General features: G+C 61.2%; 16 protein-coding genes. 5 read left to right on the top strand and 11 right to left on the bottom strand.

Features of this window, described 5'->3' with window-relative positions; translation table 11 throughout:
- Nucleotides 1-48: 48 nt before the first annotated feature.
- Nucleotides 49-1815 (bottom strand): FAD-dependent oxidoreductase, encoded by a 1767-nt coding sequence (locus AC1DD5_RS09925; protein ID WP_477521307.1) that lies wholly within the window; start codon nt 1813-1815, stop codon nt 49-51.
- Between the two features lie 113 nt (nt 1816-1928).
- A complete protein-coding gene (locus tag AC1DD5_RS09920) occupies nt 1929-3230 on the bottom strand; it encodes an MFS transporter (RefSeq protein WP_477521306.1) in 1302 nt (433 codons plus the stop codon).
- 188 nt (nt 3231-3418) lie between these two features.
- Between AC1DD5_RS09920 and AC1DD5_RS09915 the strand changes: the two genes are divergently transcribed.
- Nucleotides 3419-4273, top strand: a complete 855-nt coding sequence (locus AC1DD5_RS09915) for a sugar phosphate isomerase/epimerase family protein (protein ID WP_477521305.1) — start codon at nt 3419-3421, stop codon at nt 4271-4273.
- A gap of 5 nt (nt 4274-4278) precedes the next feature.
- Entirely contained in the window at nt 4279-5064 is a 786-nt protein-coding gene (locus AC1DD5_RS09910) for an SDR family NAD(P)-dependent oxidoreductase (protein ID WP_442015732.1), read from the top strand.
- Here the strand turns inward: AC1DD5_RS09910 and AC1DD5_RS09905 are convergent.
- Genes AC1DD5_RS09905 through AC1DD5_RS09880 form a run of 6 tightly spaced genes read right to left on the bottom strand, consistent with a single transcriptional unit; the run spans nt 5061 to nt 11388 of the window.
- Nucleotides 5061-6062 carry a LacI family DNA-binding transcriptional regulator gene (locus AC1DD5_RS09905; RefSeq protein WP_477521304.1) on the bottom strand — a complete coding sequence of 334 codons (1002 nt, stop codon included), beginning with the start codon at nt 6060-6062 and terminating at the stop codon, nt 5061-5063. The two genes, AC1DD5_RS09910 and AC1DD5_RS09905, sit on opposite strands and share 4 nt — an antisense overlap.
- A 40-nt stretch (nt 6063-6102) precedes the next feature.
- Nucleotides 6103-7473 (bottom strand): MFS transporter, encoded by a 1371-nt coding sequence (locus AC1DD5_RS09900; RefSeq protein WP_477521303.1) that lies wholly within the window; start codon nt 7471-7473, stop codon nt 6103-6105.
- 46 nt (nt 7474-7519) lie between these two features.
- Nucleotides 7520-8992: an NAD-dependent succinate-semialdehyde dehydrogenase gene (locus AC1DD5_RS09895; RefSeq protein ID WP_477521302.1), complete on the bottom strand. Its 1473-nt coding sequence runs from the start codon at nt 8990-8992 to the stop codon at nt 7520-7522.
- A complete protein-coding gene (locus AC1DD5_RS09890) occupies nt 8989-10116 on the bottom strand; it encodes an alcohol dehydrogenase catalytic domain-containing protein (protein ID WP_442015728.1) in 1128 nt (375 codons plus the stop codon). The genes AC1DD5_RS09895 and AC1DD5_RS09890 overlap by 4 nt, the downstream gene beginning before the upstream one ends.
- On the bottom strand, nt 10113-10562 hold the full coding sequence (locus AC1DD5_RS09885; protein ID WP_442015727.1) for a zinc ribbon domain-containing protein: 450 nt from the start codon (nt 10560-10562) through the stop codon (nt 10113-10115). Before AC1DD5_RS09885 ends, AC1DD5_RS09890 begins: the two co-directional genes overlap by 4 nt.
- 22 nt (nt 10563-10584) lie before the next feature.
- The gene (locus tag AC1DD5_RS09880; protein WP_442015910.1) at nt 10585-11388 is read right to left on the bottom strand and encodes an N-acyl homoserine lactonase family protein; all 804 of its coding nucleotides are present in this window, start codon (nt 11386-11388) and stop codon (nt 10585-10587) included.
- A 148-nt stretch (nt 11389-11536) separates the two neighbouring features.
- Between AC1DD5_RS09880 and AC1DD5_RS09875 the strand changes: the two genes are divergently transcribed.
- Nucleotides 11537-13309, top strand: a complete 1773-nt coding sequence (locus AC1DD5_RS09875) for a helix-turn-helix domain-containing protein (protein WP_477521301.1) — start codon at nt 11537-11539, stop codon at nt 13307-13309.
- A gap of 40 nt (nt 13310-13349) precedes the next feature.
- Here AC1DD5_RS09875 and AC1DD5_RS09870 read toward each other — a convergent pair whose 3' ends face one another.
- The gene (locus tag AC1DD5_RS09870) at nt 13350-14270 is read right to left on the bottom strand and encodes an ROK family protein (protein ID WP_477521300.1); all 921 of its coding nucleotides are present in this window, start codon (nt 14268-14270) and stop codon (nt 13350-13352) included.
- 52 nt (nt 14271-14322) lie between these two features.
- Nucleotides 14323-14544, bottom strand: coding sequence for a hypothetical protein (locus tag AC1DD5_RS09865; protein ID WP_477517801.1), 222 nt, complete (start codon nt 14542-14544; stop codon nt 14323-14325).
- Nucleotides 14545-14681: 137 nt separating this feature from the next.
- Between AC1DD5_RS09865 and AC1DD5_RS09860 the strand changes: the two genes are divergently transcribed.
- Nucleotides 14682-15257: a TetR/AcrR family transcriptional regulator gene (locus tag AC1DD5_RS09860; protein ID WP_477521299.1), complete on the top strand. Its 576-nt coding sequence runs from the start codon at nt 14682-14684 to the stop codon at nt 15255-15257.
- A gap of 267 nt (nt 15258-15524) precedes the next feature.
- The gene (locus tag AC1DD5_RS09855; protein WP_477521298.1) at nt 15525-17141 is read left to right on the top strand and encodes an MFS transporter; all 1617 of its coding nucleotides are present in this window, start codon (nt 15525-15527) and stop codon (nt 17139-17141) included.
- 321 nt (nt 17142-17462) lie between these two features.
- On the opposite strand, the gene AC1DD5_RS09850 is transcribed toward AC1DD5_RS09855, so the two are convergent.
- On the bottom strand, nt 17463-18680 hold the full coding sequence (locus AC1DD5_RS09850; RefSeq protein WP_477521297.1) for a serine hydrolase domain-containing protein: 1218 nt from the start codon (nt 18678-18680) through the stop codon (nt 17463-17465).
- Nucleotides 18681-18682 lie beyond the last annotated feature (2 nt).

Here is an 18682-nt window from a genome sequence, read left to right as displayed (position 1 = left end):
TCAATGAATAGTAACCGCAGTGGTTACTATTGGCAAGGTTCGACAGGCCTAGGCTGATCGCCCTTCGTCTTCGTAGTCGCTGACCCCGGCCAGCTCGCGTCCGGCGATGTATCCGAAGGTGAGGGCGGGGCCGAGATTGATCCCTCCTGCGGGGTAGTGGCCACCCATGACTGAGGCTTGGTCGTTGCCGGCGACGTAGAGTCCATTGATGGCTCGCCCTGCGTTGTCCAAGGCACGTGCGCGTGGATCTGTGGCAAGGCCTGCGAAGGTGCCGAAGGAGCCGGGGAGAACCTTGACGGCGTAGAACGGACCCTTTTCCAGGGGTCGGAGAGATGGGTTGGGTGTGTTCTTAGGGTCTCCGCCGTATCGGTTGAATTCGGTGGTTCCCCTGTTGAATTCGGGGTCGATGCCTTTGCGGGCGTTTTCGTTGAAGTCCGCCACGGTTTGTGCCAAGGCTTCAGGGTCGATGCCGCAGGCGGTGGCCAGTTCTTCGATCGTGTCGCCTTTTTTCAGGTAGCCGGATCGGAGGTAGGGGAATAGTGGGACGGGGCGTGGTTTGGCCATTCCCAGGGGGAACTTGCGGACGTAGGCGGCGTCGGCGATTTGCCAGGCTTCGACCGGTTCGCCGTCGGGCGTTGCTTTGAACATTCCTTCGACGTAGTCGTAGTAGCCGTTGGCTTCATTGACGAAACGTTTGCCGTTGCGGAGCACGCCGATGCTGCCTGGTTTGGCCCGGTCCATGATGTGCGGGAATGTTCCTGTGCGGCCGTTGCGGTAGGGAACCAGGGAGACCGGGCACCAGGCGGCAGGCGATTCGACGTTGGTGTCGAAGCTGGCGCCGATGGCCTGCGCCATCGTTATGCCGTCTCCGGTGGTTTCCCTGGGAGCCAGGGTCCAGTGTTCATTGCCAGTGGGGGTTTTGGGGAATAGTTCAGCGCGGCGTGCCACGTCGTTGGGGAAGCCGCCCGTGGCGAGCACGACGCCGCGCGCCGCGTTGATGGTGTAGCTTCCGTCAGGTGAATGTACGACGGCGCCGCTCACCTTTCCTGCCTCGTCGGTGAGGAGGTGTTTGGCCGGGGTGGAGACGCGGATGTCAGCACCAAGATCGTCAGCTGACTTCAACAGCCTGGCGGTGAGGGCGGTGCCGTTGACGAGTTGCATGTTGCGACGATGGATGAGCAGATCCAGAACATGCCGTCCCACCCGCCATGTTGCATGGAGCAGGCCTTGGATGTTGCCCTGGGATGCGGAGAGGAATTTAGTGAGATCAGGTCCGGCCATGATGCCCATGCCCAGGAATGAGGTTTCGTAGAGCTGGTGGCGCGCCTTTGCCCGTAGCTCCGGCTTGATGTTGCGTGCATTGAGGGGTTTGGGGCCGACAGAGCGGTTTCCGGTGCCCGCGCCAGGGGTCTGGCCATAGATGTCTTTGATCTTGGCCCCGGGGACGAATTGGAGGCTGGTCTTGTTATGGAAGAACCCGACCATGTGGGGAACTGCTTCAAGGAAGGCCTCGATCCTTTCCGCATTGTAGTTCTTGCCGATGCGGTGGCGCAGGTAGGTACGGAAGAGTTCCCGGTCCTCGTTGATTCCGGCTGCTTTGGCCAAGGGGTTACCTGGGGTCCAGGCCCAGCCGCCGGACCAGGACGTGGCACCTCCACAGACGTCTGCTTTTTCCACGACGATGACTTTCAGCCCGTGGTAGGCCGCTGTGACCGCTGCTGAAAGGCCGCCTGCGCCCGATCCGATGACGAGGACGTCGCAGTCGAACGTGGTCCCGGAGGTTGCGCTTGATTCGATGGTTTTGGTGGTCTTCACTCGGTTCTGGCCTTCAATGTTGTTTGTTGGTCTCGTGTACGGGCTGGAGGCAGGTGCGCGGTGGCACGCACCTGCCTCCTGTCTGTTGCTGGGGGATGGGTACTGCTTTGGGTTTAGCGGTGTTCTTTGTTGGCCCACTTATAGGACCAAAGGCTTGAGACCAGTGCTATGAGGCAAAGCCCTGCAAGGAGTGCTGCTGCCGGGACCCAACTGCCGCTGCTTGCCATCAGGGCGGTGGCGATCAGGGGAATGAAACCGCCGACGGCGCCAGCCAGTGCGTAGGCAAATCCGGCGCCGCTGTATCGGATCCGGACGTCGAACATGTCGGTGAACCACGTTTGCTGGACGCAGGTCGAGATGTTGTGTCCGAGGTTGATCAACGCGACGAAGCCAAGGATCATCGGGAACAGATCGCCGCTTTCAAGGGCCGCGAAGAACGGGGCTGCTGCAAGCGCTGCGGCCAGTGGGCCGATGATGTAGAACCATTTCCGGCCGAACTTGTCGGCGAGTCGGCCCCAGAGGGCAAGGAAGGGAATGGCCAGGACCATGGCGACCATGGAAGCGGTCAGGACGGTTGAGGATGGGGTATCAGTGAAGTTCTTGACATAGGCAAGTGAGAACGTAAAGCCCATGTAGAAGGTGCTTTGGTCCACCATTCGCATTCCGATCACTGCCAGGATCTTTTTGGGGCTCGTCCGCAGGGCTTCGGCCAAAGGTGCCTGGGCGGCCTTGTGTTCTTCCTTGGCTGCGGCAAACTCCGCTGATTCCGGCACGCCTGCCCTGATCCAAAGGCCGACGAGGGCGAAGAGGATGCTGATCACGAATGGCAGTCGCCAGCCCCAGGCGAGGAACTGTTCAGGGGTGGTCATGGCGGTGACCAGCGAGAACGCCGCGGTGCCGAGCAGCAAGCCGACGAATGAGCCGATCTGGACGCCGGTCGCCAGGAAGTTCCGCTTACCTGCGGGTGCGTTTTCCACCGCCATCAGGGCGGCTCCGCCCCATTCCCCGCCGACAGCCATTCCTTGGATGGCCCGCAGGGTCACCAGCAGGATGGGCGCGGCGACACCGATGGCAGCGTAACCGGGGAGCAACCCGATGGCCGTGCTGGCCAGGCCCATCATGATGACGGTGATGAAGAGCATGGTGCGGCGGCCGTACTTGTCACCGAAGTGGCCGAAGATGGCCCCGCCCAGTGGGCGGAACAGGAACCCGACGGCGAAGGAACCCATGGATGCCAGCAGTCCGGCAACTTGGTTGTCGGACGGGAAGTACAGGGGACCGAAGACAACGGCAGCGGCTGTGCCATAGAGAAAGAAGTCGTACCAGTCAACGACTGCGCCGACTGTGCTGGCCAGTGCTGCACGGCGGCCTGCCCTGGCGCTGATCGTTACCGGGGGATGGGTGGGAGTGCTCATGGCGGCAGTGCTCCCTGTGCTGGGGGTTTGGCGAGTCGTCATTGCGGTTCACCGCAACCTTTCTGTAGCTCGGCACCTTTGCCGGCGAGTGGGATAGGTGCTTTAATGACTACGCAGTCATTTAGTGATTTTGATCATACGCGCATCGTTGGATCGCGGTCAAACACCCATTGAGCAGGACGGAAGTTATGAACAGAACCATTGGTCTGGCCCACTTGTCAGCGTTGCATCTGAGTCCGCCCGAACTGGTCCAGGCTGCGGCTAACGCCGGCTTCACCTCTGTCGGCATCCGCGTTTACCCGGCGACCAAGGGCGAATCGACCTACCGCATGGCGGTTGGCTCCACCATGTTTGTACACACGCTTGATCGTCTCGCAGGGACGGGAGTGGCGGTGCGTGATGTGGAGGTATTCACGCTCAACGGGAATCGTGGACGCGCCGAATGGGAGCCCGTGCTTGAAGCGGGAGCTGCCCTGGGTGCGAGTGTTCTGAACGTGATCGGAAGTGATCCGGATGGGGGCCGGCTAAGGGACAGCCTTGCGGCGCTGGTCGAAGATGCCCGCGCGTTCGGGATCAGGCCCTCCGTTGAGCCGATCTCCTACCAGCCCCTGGCAACCGTGCCTGCGGCGGGATTGCTTGTCCAGCAGACGGGATGCGGAATCATGCTCGATGTTCTTCACTTCGTGCGTGCCGGCGGCAGGATTGCGGAACTGGAGCATCTGCCTGCAGGGGCTGTGACTGTCATCCAGCTGTGTGACGGCCCAGCCGACACCCCGGACTTGCCGGTCCCGCGTGCCATGCCCTTGGGACAGGACGTCAACGGATCCCCCCGGCAGATCGAATCCCGGTCAAAGAGGCTAGCGCCAGGGGAGGGTGTCTTCCCCCTTGGGGAGATCCTGGACCTTTTCCCGGACACGCCGATCAGCGTCGAAGTCCCTGACGTCCTGGCCGTCGAGGCGCATGGCACATTTGCCCACCTCCAACACCTCTATGAGGCAGCCGCAACGCTGACCCGAACCTCCCTGAAAACCGAAACGAAGTGAACACCATGAGCGAACTTACCCAAGAAAAAACAACCCGAACCGCCGCCCCGGAGACCTATTGGCCCGGTCGGTTTCAGGACCAAGTGATCCTGGTGACCGGCGCCGCCGGCGGCCTCGGCTCGGACACCGCGGACCGGCTGGCACGCGAAGGTGCCACAGTTGTATGCACGGACGTCAATGCCGGCGGCCGGGGTGATGGCAGCAGTCCGTCGAACTGCATGGCCCTGAATGTCACCCAAAGGCAGGACTGGGACCATACTGTGCAGGCCGTTCTGCAGCGGTACGGCAGGATCGACGGGGCGCTCTTTGCCCATGGCATCCAGGGACCGGAGGTTCCCGTGACGGAGATGCCGGCAGAAGGATGGGCCAGAACCCTGAGCGTGAATCTGGACGGCTGCCTCCACGGTCTGGCCAGTATCCTGCCGGTCCTCACCAAGCAGGCCTACGGCAGGATTGCCATCCTGTCATCCATTTCCGCGCGTGAAGGGAATCCGCACCAGGCCGCCTACTCGGCTTCCAAGGCGGGCCTGGTCGCACTGGTGAAAACGGCAGCGAAAGAGGTGGCACCTTACGGTGTTACGGTCAATTCCATCGCCCCGTCCATGATGAAAACCCGGCTCCTTCAGGACCTGAGCCCGGAACGAAACGCCCAACTCCTTGCCAAGGTTCCGATGGGAAGAGTCGGGCTGCCGGAAGAATTCTCGGCTTTGGCCTCATGGCTGCTATCCACCGAGGCCAGCTACATGACAGGCCAGACACTGGACCTCAGCGGCGGCCGCAACACCGCCTAAGCGGGCGGTCCCGTCGTCCCCCGCACCTGCATATGGACCGGAAACACCGTCTTCATCGTTTCGCTGGGAGGCTCACCTTCGATCCTCCCAGCAAGACGGTCCACTGCCAGATACGACATCTCCGGGATCGGCTGATGCACAGTGGTGAGGTTGATGAAAGCCCACCGCGCCGGCCCGGAGTCATCGAACCCCACCACGGAAAGCTGCTGGGGAACACTGATCCCCAGTTGCGCAGCGGCGTCCAACACGGCAAACGCCAAAGCATCCGTCACGCAATAAATTGCCGTCGGCCGGTCCTGGGTATCCAACAACTCCAGCGCGGCCCGGACCCCTTCTTCATGGGTTAGCCTCAGATGCCGAATCCAGTCCTCACGAACCTGAAGTCCACGCCGTCCCATGGCCGCCCGGAACCCGTCCTCACGGTCCCGGCCATTGGACCGGTCCCTCAACGTGGTCAGGAGACCGATGCTCTTGTGCCCCAGGCCTTCGAGATGGGCCACGACGAGCTCGCCAGCGCGTCGGTCATCGGCAAGGACCGCCTCGACGTCAACAGTCGTATCGTCACGGCTAAGCAAAACCGCCGGTGTCCCGCGCTCCAACACCCTGCGGACGGCGGCAGAAGATTCCCGCGCCGAGACAAAAATCATCCCGTCCACCGTTGCACTGTCCAGGACATCAACTGCCTCAGGGTCAGGTGAAATGTCCGGGTCCCGGATGAGGACCATCCGATACCCGCGCTCAAGAAGCCGATTCTGCAACGACTCCACAATGACCGGATAAATAGGGCTGGTCAGGTCAGCAACAACCACACCGACGGCGTGTGTCCGCCGCGTCACCATCATCCGGGCAGCGGCATCAGGCACATACCCTAGCTCCCGTGCCACCGAAAGAATCCGCGCTTTCGTGGCTGGGGCAACGGACGGATGGCCCCGAAGGGCACGGGACACTGTCGACTGCGACAATCCCAAATGACGGGCCACGTCAACGCTGGTTACCATTGCACCATCGTATTTCACCAGATCAGCTCGGGTCCCGATGCTATTGAACGTGCGTCTGGCTCTTCTGAGCGGACGGGCTGTCTTGCTGGTGCCGTGGGTCTGCGGTGTCCTGACTGAATTTCTTGCGGGTTTCGGGTGCGATGAGTGCGGACACCACCGTAATGATGCCAATGATGCTGAAGTACAGGATCACCCATCCTGGTTCACCATTCCCGGCGTTCAGAAGGGCGACGGCGACCAGCGGCGCGACGCCACCGGCGAGCACCGAACCGAACTGATAGCCCATGGAGGCTCCGCTGTAGCGCAATTTAGTAGAGAACAGTTCTGCAAAGAAAGCTGCCTGTGGCCCATACATGGAGTTGTGGAAAACAGCGAGGCCAATGATGATGGCGAGGGTTGCCAACAACGCACTGCCTGTGTCGGTCATGACGAAGTACAACGGGAAGAACAGGAGTCCTCCGATGGCCCCGAAAAGGTAGACGGGCTTGCGGCCGATTTTGTCGGAAAGGATGGCCCAGAGTGGGACGGCGATAATGCCAATCGCGGAGGCGATAAGTACCGACATCGTTCCCTGGTTGGCGCGGTCGGTCCCGAAGGTCTTCATGATGTAGACCACGGAGAAGGTGGTGTAGAGGTAATAGGCGGAGTTTTCTGCCAAACGCATTCCGACGACGAGCCAAATGCCCTTGGCCTCCTTCTGCAGTGCCTCACCCAAGGGTTTCTGCGAGGTCTGCTTGGCCGCGACGAGTTCTTTGAAGTCGTCGGAGTCCTCGAGCTTGGAGCGGACGATCATGCCCGTAACGATCAGGAGGACACTGAGCAGGAACGGTATGCGCCACGCCCAGGCGTCGAAAATGTCGGCGGGCACCGAGGCTTTTACGACAAGGACGCTGGAATTGGCGAGCAGCATTCCGGCGGGAACGCCCATCTGGGTGAAGCTCCCGAACAATCCACTGCGGCCAGGAGGCGCGTGCTCGATGGAAATAACTGCCGCTCCCGCCCATTCTGCTCCTGCCCCGAAACCTTGCAGCAGGCGCAACATCGTGAGCAGGACGGGAGCCCAGAAACCGATCTGGGCGTAGGTCGGCAAGAGTCCCATGGCCAGGGTCGCGACCCCCATGATCAGGAGGGAGAGAACGAGCATGGGCTTCCGGCCGATCTTATCTCCGAAGTGACCGGCGAACATCCCCCCGAAGGGGCGGGCCACGAAACCCACCGCGTAGGTGACAAAGGCAAGAAGGAGACCGGTTGCTGGGTCTTGTTCGGGAAAATACAGTCTGCTGAAGACGCCGGTCGCGGCAAGGATGCCAAAAATGTAGTAGTCATACCATTCGATGGTTGTGCCGACGAAGCTGGCGAGTGGCACACGCCAGGGGGTCTTTGTGCTGATGGATGTGCTGGGAAGTGTCATGGGATTTTCTTTCAGCTTGGTACAAGGGAGTTGGCGGGGGAGATGGTCAGGCGAAGGGATTGGAGAGTCCGATGTAGACGGTCTCGAGGAATTCCTCGATTCCTTCGGCTCCGCCTTCACGGCCGAGGCCTGACTGCTTGACGCCGCCGAACGGTGCTGCGGGGTTGGAGATGATGCCCGAGTTCACACCGAGCATGCCGGTCTCGAGTTGTTCGGATAGGCGAAGGACCCGGTTGATGTCGCGGGTGAACACGTAGGAGATCAACCCGTAGGGGGTCGCGTTGGCGCGGTTGATTGCCTCTTGTTCGTCGTGGAAAGGAACAATCGGGGCCACCGGTCCGAAGATCTCCTCTGACAGTGCACGCGCCTCGGCCGGCACATCGGTGAGGACGGTGGGTTCGTAAAAGTAGCCGGGTCCGGGCAGCATCCTTCCACCGGTGAACACGCGTGCCCCCTTACTGACAGCGTCATCGACAAGGTCTGCGACTTTTTGGCGGCTGTGCTCGTCAATGAGCGGTCCGATCTGAACTCCGGCCTCCGTCCCGCGACCGAGTGTCATTTCGGACATCCGGGAGGCCAGACGCTTGGCGAACACATCGGCAAGGCTGTGGTGAACGTAGAACCGGTTGGCCGACGTGCAGGCCTGTCCGCCGTTCCGGAGCTTGGCTGCGATGGCACCTTCAATTGCCGCGTCGAGGTCTGCGTCGGCGAACACCAGGAACGGTGCGTTTCCACCAAGTTCCATGGACGTTCGAAGCACGGTCCCCGCTGCCGCTTGCAGGAGGCGGACCCCGACTTCCGTGGAACCGGTAAACGAGAGTTTCCGCAACCGGGGATCTGCGATGAGGGGACCCGTCACAGCTCCCGCCGAGGATGTGGGCACCACGTTGAGCACACCTGCTGGCAATCCTGCCTCGTGCATGACCTGCGCGAAAAGGAGCGTCGTCAGCGGTGTCAGGGCCGGTGGCTTGATCACCATCGTGCAGCCGGCCGCGATTGCAGGAGCGACTTTCCGTGTCGCCATCGCCAAGGGAAAGTTCCACGGAGTGATGAACAAGCAGGGGCCGACCGGTCGTTTCGTCACCAGAAGGCGCGAATTCCCGTCCGGCGATGGGGAATACCGGCCCGAGATGTGGGCTGCTTCTTCACTGAACCAGCGGAGGAACTCCGCGCCATAGGCGACCTCGCCGCGAGCTTCAGTAAGGGACTTGCCCATCTCCATTGTCATCAAGAGGGCGAAGTCCTCGGCGCGGGCGGTGACGGCTTCGAAGCCGGCTCGGAGGATTTCGGCGCGGGTGCGCGCGGGGGTACCGGCCCAAGCAGTTTGCGCTGCCGCCGCCGCGTCGAGTGCTGCCAACCCGTCCACAGGGGATCCATTGGCGACGGTGGTGAGGACTTTCCCGGTGGCAGGGTCTTCAACATCGAAACGCTGCCCTGTCGCGGCGTCATGCCACTTTCCAGCAATGAAGACTCCGGTTGGTAAGGAGTCCAGCAGGGAGACTTCCGAAGCCGCGTTCACCGAGGATCTGCTTCCGCTACCGCAAATGTGATGATTTGTCGCACCGCGAGGCCGTCCGCGAGGTCGTCCATGGCTTGGTTTACTTCCTGGAGGGTGATGGTGGATGAAATCAGTGCTTCGATGGGTAGCCGCCCCTCACGCCACAGCTGCGCGAAGGCGGGGATGTCACGGGCAGGGACGGCGGATCCGAGGTAACTGCCAATGATCGTGCGGGCCTCGGCGGTGAGCCCGAGCGGCTTGATCGCCGCTTCCGCAGTTGGTGCAGGAAGGCCAACGGTGACGGTCCGGCCACCTACGCCGGTCAGTGCCACGGCAGTTTCAAAGGCTCTGGCGTTACCGGCAGCTTCAATCACGATCGGCGCCTTGAGCCCTGCTTCGAACGCCTGACTGGGCGTGTAGACCGCGCTTGCGCCCAGAGCAGTCGCTCGTTCGAGCTTGTCGACGACGGCGTCCACTCCGATGACGTCCCCTTTTCCGAGGGAAACCGCTGTGAGCAGCGCCGCCATTCCGACTCCGCCTAGACCCACCACTATGGTCGTCTCTCCCTCTTCGGGCTTGGCGGCGTTGATCACTGCCCCGCCCCCAGTGAGCACGGCGCATCCAAGGACCGCGGCGATCTCCGGCGGGATGTCGTCGTCAACAGGCACTAGTGAGCGCCGATCGATGACGGCGTGGGTTGCGAACGCGGACACACCCAGATGGTGGTAAACATCCTGCCCGCCGCGATGCAGACGTGTTCCGCCCGAAAGCAAGGTTCCCGCATTGTTCGCTCCCGAGCCGGGCGTGCAGGGTAGTCGCCCGTTCGTGCGGCAATTGGCGCACTCCCCACATCGGGGAAGGAAGGCCATCACCACCCGCTGGCCCGTGACCAGGTCCTCGACTCCATGCCCCCAACTGACGACACGGCCGGCAGCTTCATGGCCGAGCAGCATCGGTAGTGGCCGAACCCGGTTGCCGTCCACGACGGACAGGTCAGAGTGGCAGATTCCTGCGGCTTCGATTTTGATCAGGACCTCACTTGGGCCGGGCGGATCGAGCTCGAGTTCGCTAACGGTGATAGGACGGGAGGTTCCGAAAGGCCGTGGGCGGCCGATCTCTTCCAGGACTGCTCCGGTTATTTTCATGGTGTGGCTTTCATGTTGATGTCTCCCCGGGTCGGTGCGGGGTGATGGGAATGTGGGGTTGCTCCTTCGGCGATGGCCGAAGTTACCGCTGTGGCGATGTCGTCACCGGCGCGGAGTGGGCGGCCTGAAAAGATGCCTTCGTGCGCGAGGATGGGGCGTCGGTCACCGGCCAGTTCCGGGTAGCGTTCTTCGAGTGCTTCACGGCGCTCGGCAACTCGGTGCCAGTGCGCGATCGTTTCGCGGTCGCCCTGCCGGACGGCGTTCCAGCTACGCGGCATCTGCTCCCGGGAGGGCCCTGCGGACGCGCGTCCCCCGATGTTCAGCCGGGAAGGGCGCCTGCTGGTTTCAGCACCACACCTTGGACAGGGCGGGTTGGCCGATGCCATTGTCGCGAGGCCGGCCTCGAAGTGGTGCCCGTTCTGGCAAGCGAAATCGTAGAGGATCACGTGTTCTCTCCCAGCGGCCGGCTCAGTTGTAAAACCCATCGGGTGCATAGCGCAATGTCTTGGCCTGTTCCCCGTCGTGGCCGAAGATAACCTCCGCCCCCGTACGGTCGGCGATAGCCCGGAGTTTTTCGACAGACTCAAGCCAGCGAACGTTGTCCCAAACGATCGCCGCGCCGACGGCGGGAGGCCCCCAACTGTCCGCGAGGTACACCGCGTCCGAAGTGAAAATCTTCGTCCCCTCGTTTTTGAGATCCAGCTGCAATGACATGGTTCCCCAGGTGTGGCCGGGGGTCTCTATTACCTTGACGCCGGGCACGATCTCCACGTCGCCGCTGACCCCTTCCAGATCGAGCGACTCGTAGTCCGAGACGATGTGCGCCCCCTTCGAATAGCCTTCTATGGCACGTGCGCCAGCGATCTCGGCGCTGTTGGCGATGATCCGGGTTTTGCCGTTGTCGAACATCGAGGCGTTTGCGGCATGGTCGAAATGCAAGTGTGAGAGCACCAGGATGTCAATATCATCCGGTGTCAATTCCAGCTGAGCGAGAGAAGAGTCCAGATAGCCCGGTCCGTCCACTGGCTCACGTACCGGAAAGAAGTCCTGAAACCCTGTGGGCGCCCATCGCTGCTCCCAGTCACGCGGAACGCCCGTGTCCCACAGAATCCGACCCTCGGGATGCTCGATGAGCACAGCATGGGTGGGGCAATCGCCCCAGACGACAGGGTCCTCTTTATGGTGCCGGTCGCGGATAGTCCGCCCACCTTTGAGCAGAAGCCAAGTCAGGTCGGTCTCCATGACCCCGGTGGACAGAATATGGACGCGCATATCAGTCACTACAACCTCCTTGTTGTTCGCGGCAACTTTTACCGTTCCCCCACTCTGCAGGTTCACAAGAAGCAAAACCATGGTCGTCTCAGACATATAAATGGCTAATGCATAGCCGACGCTGACATACGCAGCTTAGAATCACCGTATGACCGAGACCAGAGTCCAGGAATTCAGGGCACCGGGCGACCCGGAAATCCTCATGGCCGCCACTGAGAGCTCGACGGATCTGGCAAGCGTGCGCGATCGTACGCTCATCCTCAAGGGGATCCTGCGCCGCACCCGTACGCTTTTAGGCGCCGACATGGCATACCTCAGCCTGAATGACCTGCCTGCCGGGGAGACGTATATCCATGTCACGGACAACGTGCGTACCGAGGAATATCGGAACATTCGCATGCCCTTGGGCACCGGGGTACTTGGAGCCGTCGCCACCGGCGGTTCAACCGCCTCCACTCTTGACTACCTGGCTGACCCAAACATGAACCACATCCCCGCAATCGACCAGATCGTCGCCCTCGAAGGAGTAAAGGCGATCGCCGGGGCGCCGCTTAGGGTAGGTGGTCGGATCGTCGGTGCCCTGCTCGTCGCACATCGTACGCCGGCCAGCCTTCCGGCTGCCGGGCAACGGGCCCTTGAGCACATGGCAGCCCAAGCCGCCCTCGCACTCGAACAAACCCGCCGAGGAAGTGAGATTACTCAGCTTAGGGCGCTGATAGGAAGTACAAATACCAGCAACGCCGGCCGGACCCGGGAACTGGAAGCAATGCTCGCACTCGATGAGCGGCTGATGGGGAGTATGGTCGCCTCCGTCAACGCGGAGGGCGTCATTGCAGTGCTCGAAGAAGCAACGGGGCGGCCCCTGGGACTGTTTGACCCGGCAGGACGTCACCGCTTCGGCTCCGTGACGCTGAACAAGCCCGCACTTGAAAACTGGGGTGTGCAATCAGCAATCAACACGTCCCTGCACGGCGCAGGTGCCGCGACGGTGCGCCACAAAGGTGATGCCTACACGGTTGTCGCCATCGCGGCCGGCAACGAGCACCTGGCGACATTGGTCATGAACGGTACCGCCGGCAAAGAGATCGCCTTGCTTGAGCGGGGTTCGGTGTTTGTGAGCGCAGCGCTACTTTTCGAACGCACCCTCGTCGATGCCAACAACCGCGCCCAATCAACGCTCATGGAAGATCTGCTTGCCAGCCGAACCGAGGACCAGGCTCATGCTGTGAGAGCCAGGTTCGTCGCCTACGGCATTGAACTCCGCAATAAGATCGCCGTCCTGGTCATCCTGGTTGATCCTGCGGTACGGCACGCTGCCCTTGCGATAGTGCAACAGAGACTTCGAAAAGCTCCAATGCTCATTTCGTCCCACATGGGCCACATCTGCGTGGTGACGACGTCGAGCGGGGCAGCCTTGGCCGAAGAACTGGACCAGATCCTGCACGAGGATGGGCTGTCCGCAGTAATTGGGCATGCAACAGCGACCGGCGGCACCATCACCAGTGTCCGTGAGGCCCATGATGAGGCCTCAGAAGTGGTTACGGCCGCCAAAGAACTCGGCTGGCGACGCGGGTTTGCCGACCTCAACGATCTCGGTATTGCCGGAATCATGCTCAGCCATGACAGCGCTGCAACCGCAGCGCGGATCATCGAACGAACGCTCGGCCCTGTTCAGGACTACGACCGGGCGCACCGAACTGAACTGCTTGGCACGCTCTGGGCGTACCTCGAGACCGGGAGTCGTCTCCAAACCACGGCTGCGCAGCTGCACATCCACCAGAACACCGTTAAGCAGCGGCTCGAGCGGATCGACTCCCTGCTCGGCCCGCAGTGGCGAACGCCGTCACGCCGCGTCGACGTGCACTTCGCGCTGCGGCTTTGGAAACTGACTCCACAACGACTCCACGAACCCCGCCGATAGTATTCCGTGATGGCACCGCCATGGACTTAGGAAGAGCCACTCACAAAATTGCCCTGGCGTACAGCGCTGCTCCAATCAATCCAGCGTCTTGGCCAAGGGTTGCGGGGAGAATGAGGGGGCGGCGATGAAAGGTCAGTAGTGCGTCGACCGCTTTTCGTAAGGGGACAAGCAAGGCTTCCCCCGCTTGGGAGAGTCCGCCACCGATGACGAAGACCTCCGTGCCTAGGATGCTGATGCACTGGCTGATGCTGAAGGCCAGTGCCTCTACTGCTTCTTCCCAGACTTGCTGGGCGATCGGGTCGCCTTTGGTGGCGAGGGAGAGTACAGCTTTCGCGCCGTCCACCGTGTTGCCGCTTATTGCTGTGTAGCGGTGGGCAATGGCTCCTGCAGAACCGAGGGCTTCAAGTATGGTCGTTCCGCCGGAAGGGTCCGGGACTAGTGCGTGGCCTATTTCCCCGGCGTAGCCTCCGGCGGTCACGGGTTTGCCGCCGGAGAACACTGCGGCGGCAATTCCTGTGCCGATGACAAGGACTGCGGCATCGTGGTAGCCGGGTGTTTGGCGCATGTGTAGTTCGGCTGCCCCTGCGGCGGCCACGTCATGGCCGAAAGCCACGGGCATGCCCAGCCTCGACTGCGCTTGGGTGGTGAAAGGGAAGTCGCGCCATCCTAGATTGGCGGAGTAGATGCCCGTCCCTGTGACGGCGTCTACGATGCCCGGTACCGTCAGGCCTGCTGCCTGGACCTCTGCGTTGGGGTGTTCTGCTTGTAGCTCGCGGGCGAGCTCTGCGATCCGGTCCAATATTGTCTCCGCCGGTTGCGTTGGATGCAGTGGCGTGGCCACGCTGCGGGAGCCCCGCACGTCGCCGTTGGTATCGATCAATGCGGCTTTGATGAATGAACCGCCGACGTCGAAGGCCAGGACTGAGGCGCGTGCGGCACCAAGCGACACGGGGGATGGCATGGGTGTCCTACTCTTTGTCCTCTGAATGGTGGAACGATTGCGGATGGCGGGTTTAGACGGCGCCATAGGACAGTCCTGAGATGAGCCGGCGCTGGAAGATGATCGCGAGGACCAGGATCGGGATTGTTCCCACCGTTGCCGCGGCGGCCATCTGGCCGAAATCTGTTCCCGCGATCGAGATGAAGAAGTTGACGGTTGTCGGGAAGGTGCGGGCGTCGATGGACGTCAGGAATTGTGCGAACGCGAATTCGTTCCAGGTCTGAATAACAAGCACGTCCCCCTGGCCCGTCAGGCGAAGGCTCAGCGGGTACTTCGAACAGCGCAAACGCGACCTTCATGACAGCTCGTCAGAGTGCTGCCGGACTATCGTGAACGTTTCGTATTGGATGGATCACGTATTAGAGTCATCGTATGGCGATTAGAAGCGAGCAGAGTCAAAGAGCGATCCTCGACGCCACCATGGCGTTGCTTGATGACAGAAAACCTGGTGCCTTGACCGTCCAAAAGCTATCGATTGAGCGTGTCGCCCGGGAGGCGGGCGTAAGCAAGACAACGATTTACAGGTGGTGGCCCAGCAAGGCTGCGGTCGTGATTGACACCTTCCTCGACAACCACATCGCGCGTACTCCCATACTGGAGGATGTTCCGGCGATCGAGGCACTCAAAGAGCATCTTGGCTCACTGGCTGAGGTTTATGGCGGCCGTGAGGGCCACCTCGTCGCCCAGCTGATCGCGGAGTGCCAGTACGATCCGGCTGCCATGGCCGAGTTCAAGGACCGATTCTGGAATCACCGTTTGGAAGCCGCGCTTGCCCTCATTGAGCGGGCGGTCCAGGAGGGGTCGATCAGGAGTGACATACCTGCCATGGTTGTGACTGAACTTCTCTACTCGCCAATCTATTTTCGGTTGTTGCTTCAGACTGGACCACTAGACCGAAAGATGACGGACCAGACGCTAAGGGCAGTGCTGGAAGGCGTCCGCGCATAGCTGGATAAGGAACAAACACAGGAAGGGATTGGCGCTGACAGCGTCAATCCCTTCCTCTTTGCCTGCCCGGGAGCCCGCGCCCGAAGGCGTAAATCACGCCAGCCCTCGCCAGCTGCATCTGGGATAGCCCGGCCGGGTTTGGCAGACAGGCCCGCCCTTGAGACATTGTCAATACGATACGAACCGTATATATTCGGGCTGGGGCGTCGCGCTGCATCGGCCCGGCGGGTTTTACGTCACCCATTTCCGTGAACAAAGGAGTTCCACGTGACTTATCCGAATCAACTTGGCAAACCATCGAATCAAGGTCCTGAGCCGTACCCGCCCGGCATCCAGGTTCGTGTGGGCGCGACCCTTACCGCAGCCTTTGCCGCACCGTTCGTCTCCTCGATTGCGAACGTCATACCCGGATCACTGAACGGTGTTCTGCAGCAGCACTTTCACACCCACGCTTCGCAGCTCACGTGGATCACCGCAGCATTCCTGATTCCGGTTGTCGTCTTCGAGCTAACCTTCGGAGCCATCGGTGACATCTTTGGGCGAAAGAGGCTCATGTATCTGGGGTCGCTGCTCCTTCTGGCTGGAAGCGTAGCCTCGGTGTTGGCTCCGACGGTTGAAGTGATGTGGCTTGGCGCTGCACTGAACGGCCTGGGTGCGGGCGCGTTGTATCCGACGTCGTTGGCGATGGTGGCCGCCGTCGTGCACACACCAGTCCAGCGGACCCGAGCCATCGCGGCCTGGGCAGGATTTCTCTCCCTTGGCGGTGCCATCTGTCCCATCATTGCCGGGGCGTTCGCAAACGCGGGCTGGTGGCAGGGCGGCTATGTGCTGATCGCGGTCGGCGCAGTGATTACGCTTGCTTTGGTTATCCGGGCAACGGATTCGTCGGCGCCTATGGGCCGAAAGCTGGATCTTCCCGGACAGGTGACGTTTGCTGTGGGCCTGACCGTGGCCCTTTGGGCGACAGTGCAGGGATCCGAGGTCGGCTGGAGCCAACCGGAGATCATCATCGGCTACCTCGTCGCGGCTGTCCTGCTGGCCTCTTTCATCATCATCGAATTGCGAACACCTTCGCCACTGCTGCACCTGGGCATGTTCAGGATTCGTTCATTCTCGATTGTTGGCATCGTAACTGTGATCGGTACCTTTGGATTTCTCATATATTGTTTCTCCACCAGCGTTTGGCTTGGCGTGCTGCAGCACCAGAATGCGGTCTACATCGGGGTCATTTGGCTCGTGATGCAGGGCCCGTCCTTCGTCTTCGCCCCGGTCGTTGGCAGGCTCCTGCACTCCGTCAGTCCACGGTGGCTTCTCAGTCTCGGGTTCGCGTTGATCGCCGTTGGTGCCTTTATCGCGGTCGGATTTGACCCGCACGACTTTGACTGGACGAAGTTCTTCCTTCCAGGGGCGTTCATCGGTATTGGCTGGGCCCTGACCATCGCGTCGATTTCGGAGGTATCTGTGAACACCGTGCCGAAGTCCCTTGCCGGGATGGGCAGCGCTACCACGAACCTTGTTCGCGATCTCGGTTTCGCGCTCGGCCCCGTCATTGGCAGTGCGATCGCTTTCGGGACGGCCAACAGCCAGCTGATTCCTGCTTTGGGCGCGCTAAACCTCCCGGCGGAGCAGGCAGGCCCGGTTCTGGGTATCGCCCAGGCCGGTGGAGCGATTGCCGTCAATAGTGTTCCCACCCTCCCAGCTGGTGCGCACGAGGTTGCCCTGACGGTCCTGGGCAGTGGATTCCAATTGGCCTTCCTGATCGGTGCGATCGCTGCCGCTGTTGCAGCGGTCGTCACACTCATCGGCCTCGCTGGCATGGACAACCAACCGGCGGTCGAAGAGGTTACAGCCCAGGACCTGGAGCCTCTGGCCGATCCCGTCTGACGTTACTTCCCAAGGCGTCTCGTCGGTCGCCCACGGCGGGTTTGCGTTTACCGTCGCTGCCACCGCGAGACGTACCCGGATGAGGCAGGTGTTGAATCTGACTGTCATAAAGGGTGCGGGAAGCCTGAAGCCAGGCTGCTGTTTGGCTCGAGATTTGCCCGGGATATCGACTTCCCCGATGATGACGACGGCGGCGAACTCCCGCCGTCGTCGGCTGCAAGGTCCTCTGGAACCTTCTTGAGATGTGGACGGAAAGGGGGCTACCTTGCGGGAAAGACTGTTCGCGAACCAGAGACTGAACTCCGCTACGCCGAATGCAAGTCAGCTAGCACTCTTGCGTTCCAGGATGTTGACCATTTGCCTGAAACCTTCAGCATGAGTCTGGCTGAGTTCGAGCGCGACCGGTTGTGGGCAGGAGGAGAACTTCGCAATAACAGTGTCGCTGACAGGGTCAATCCAGATGAATTGGCCGTGGATCCCAGCAGCGTAGACCGTGCCTCGGGCATCTCCGGGTACCCACCATTGGTTTCGGTATGAGCCGTTGGGGTGGACCTGCTGGTAGGCGGTTCCGCGGGCCAGTTGCGGGTCTCCACCGCGCATCGTCTCTTTGATCCACCATGATGGGACTAGCGTTTGCCCGTTGGCTTTCCCCTCGTCCAGCATTAGCTGTCCGATCTTGGCCATGTCCCGTGCGGTGCAGGCGATTCCTCCGTTCGCAAATGCGAACCCACCGGAATCGGTGGTGATGAGTGCATCATCGCTGGTCCCAAGCCGGGACCATAGTTCGTCCGAGAGAACTTCGGCGTATCGCTTTCCGGTGACGTTCTCAATGATCCATGCGAGCACGTCTGTACTGGCCGAGCAGTACTGGAATGATCTGCCGTGTTCGCCGGCAGGTTGGAGCCGTGTGAGGAATTCGTAGGTGTCCCTTGAATCTGTCTCGAGCTTTGGACGCCAGCCGGCGACCCTGTCCTGCTGCTGGACTTCAGCGTCTGCATCCAGGTAGTTCTCGCTGTAGCGAACGGCGGCGGTCATGTCGAGCACTTGGCGGACAGTCGCGTTTCCGTAGGCGCTTTCCTTCAGCGCCGGCACGTAGTGGCGGACACTTTGTTGGGTATCTATGAGTTCCTGGCCTACCAGGATGCCCATGGTGAGCGCGCAGATGGATTTGGAAACAGACATCAGGACGTGCCGGTCGTGCGGCTGGAAAGCGCCAAAGTAGCGTTCCATGACCACGTTCCCGTGCTGGAGGACCACGATGGCATCTGTGTGCGTGGATTCCAGGAACTGGTCAACACTGCGCCATTTCTCTGCGTGTTCGGTGGTGACTGGAGCGATTCCAGTAGGCGGCTGGGATGAGCTGTCCCGACGGATCGTTGCGGTGGTGATGAGTTCACTGATGTGAGCGAAGCCCCAGCGGTTGAATGGACTTTCCTGCCAGTTGTCCAGGGTGACGTTCCCGTTGAAGTCCTGGCCTGTGTAGCGGTCGATCCTACCGGGATTTGTAAGGAGGAAACCACTTGCTGTTGTCTCTGGCATGT

It is taken from the genome of Paenarthrobacter sp. 10L420 (assembly GCF_056395385.1).
The sequence above is the reverse complement of the archived record's forward strand: the minus strand, read 5'-3'. Positions and strand labels throughout refer to the sequence as shown.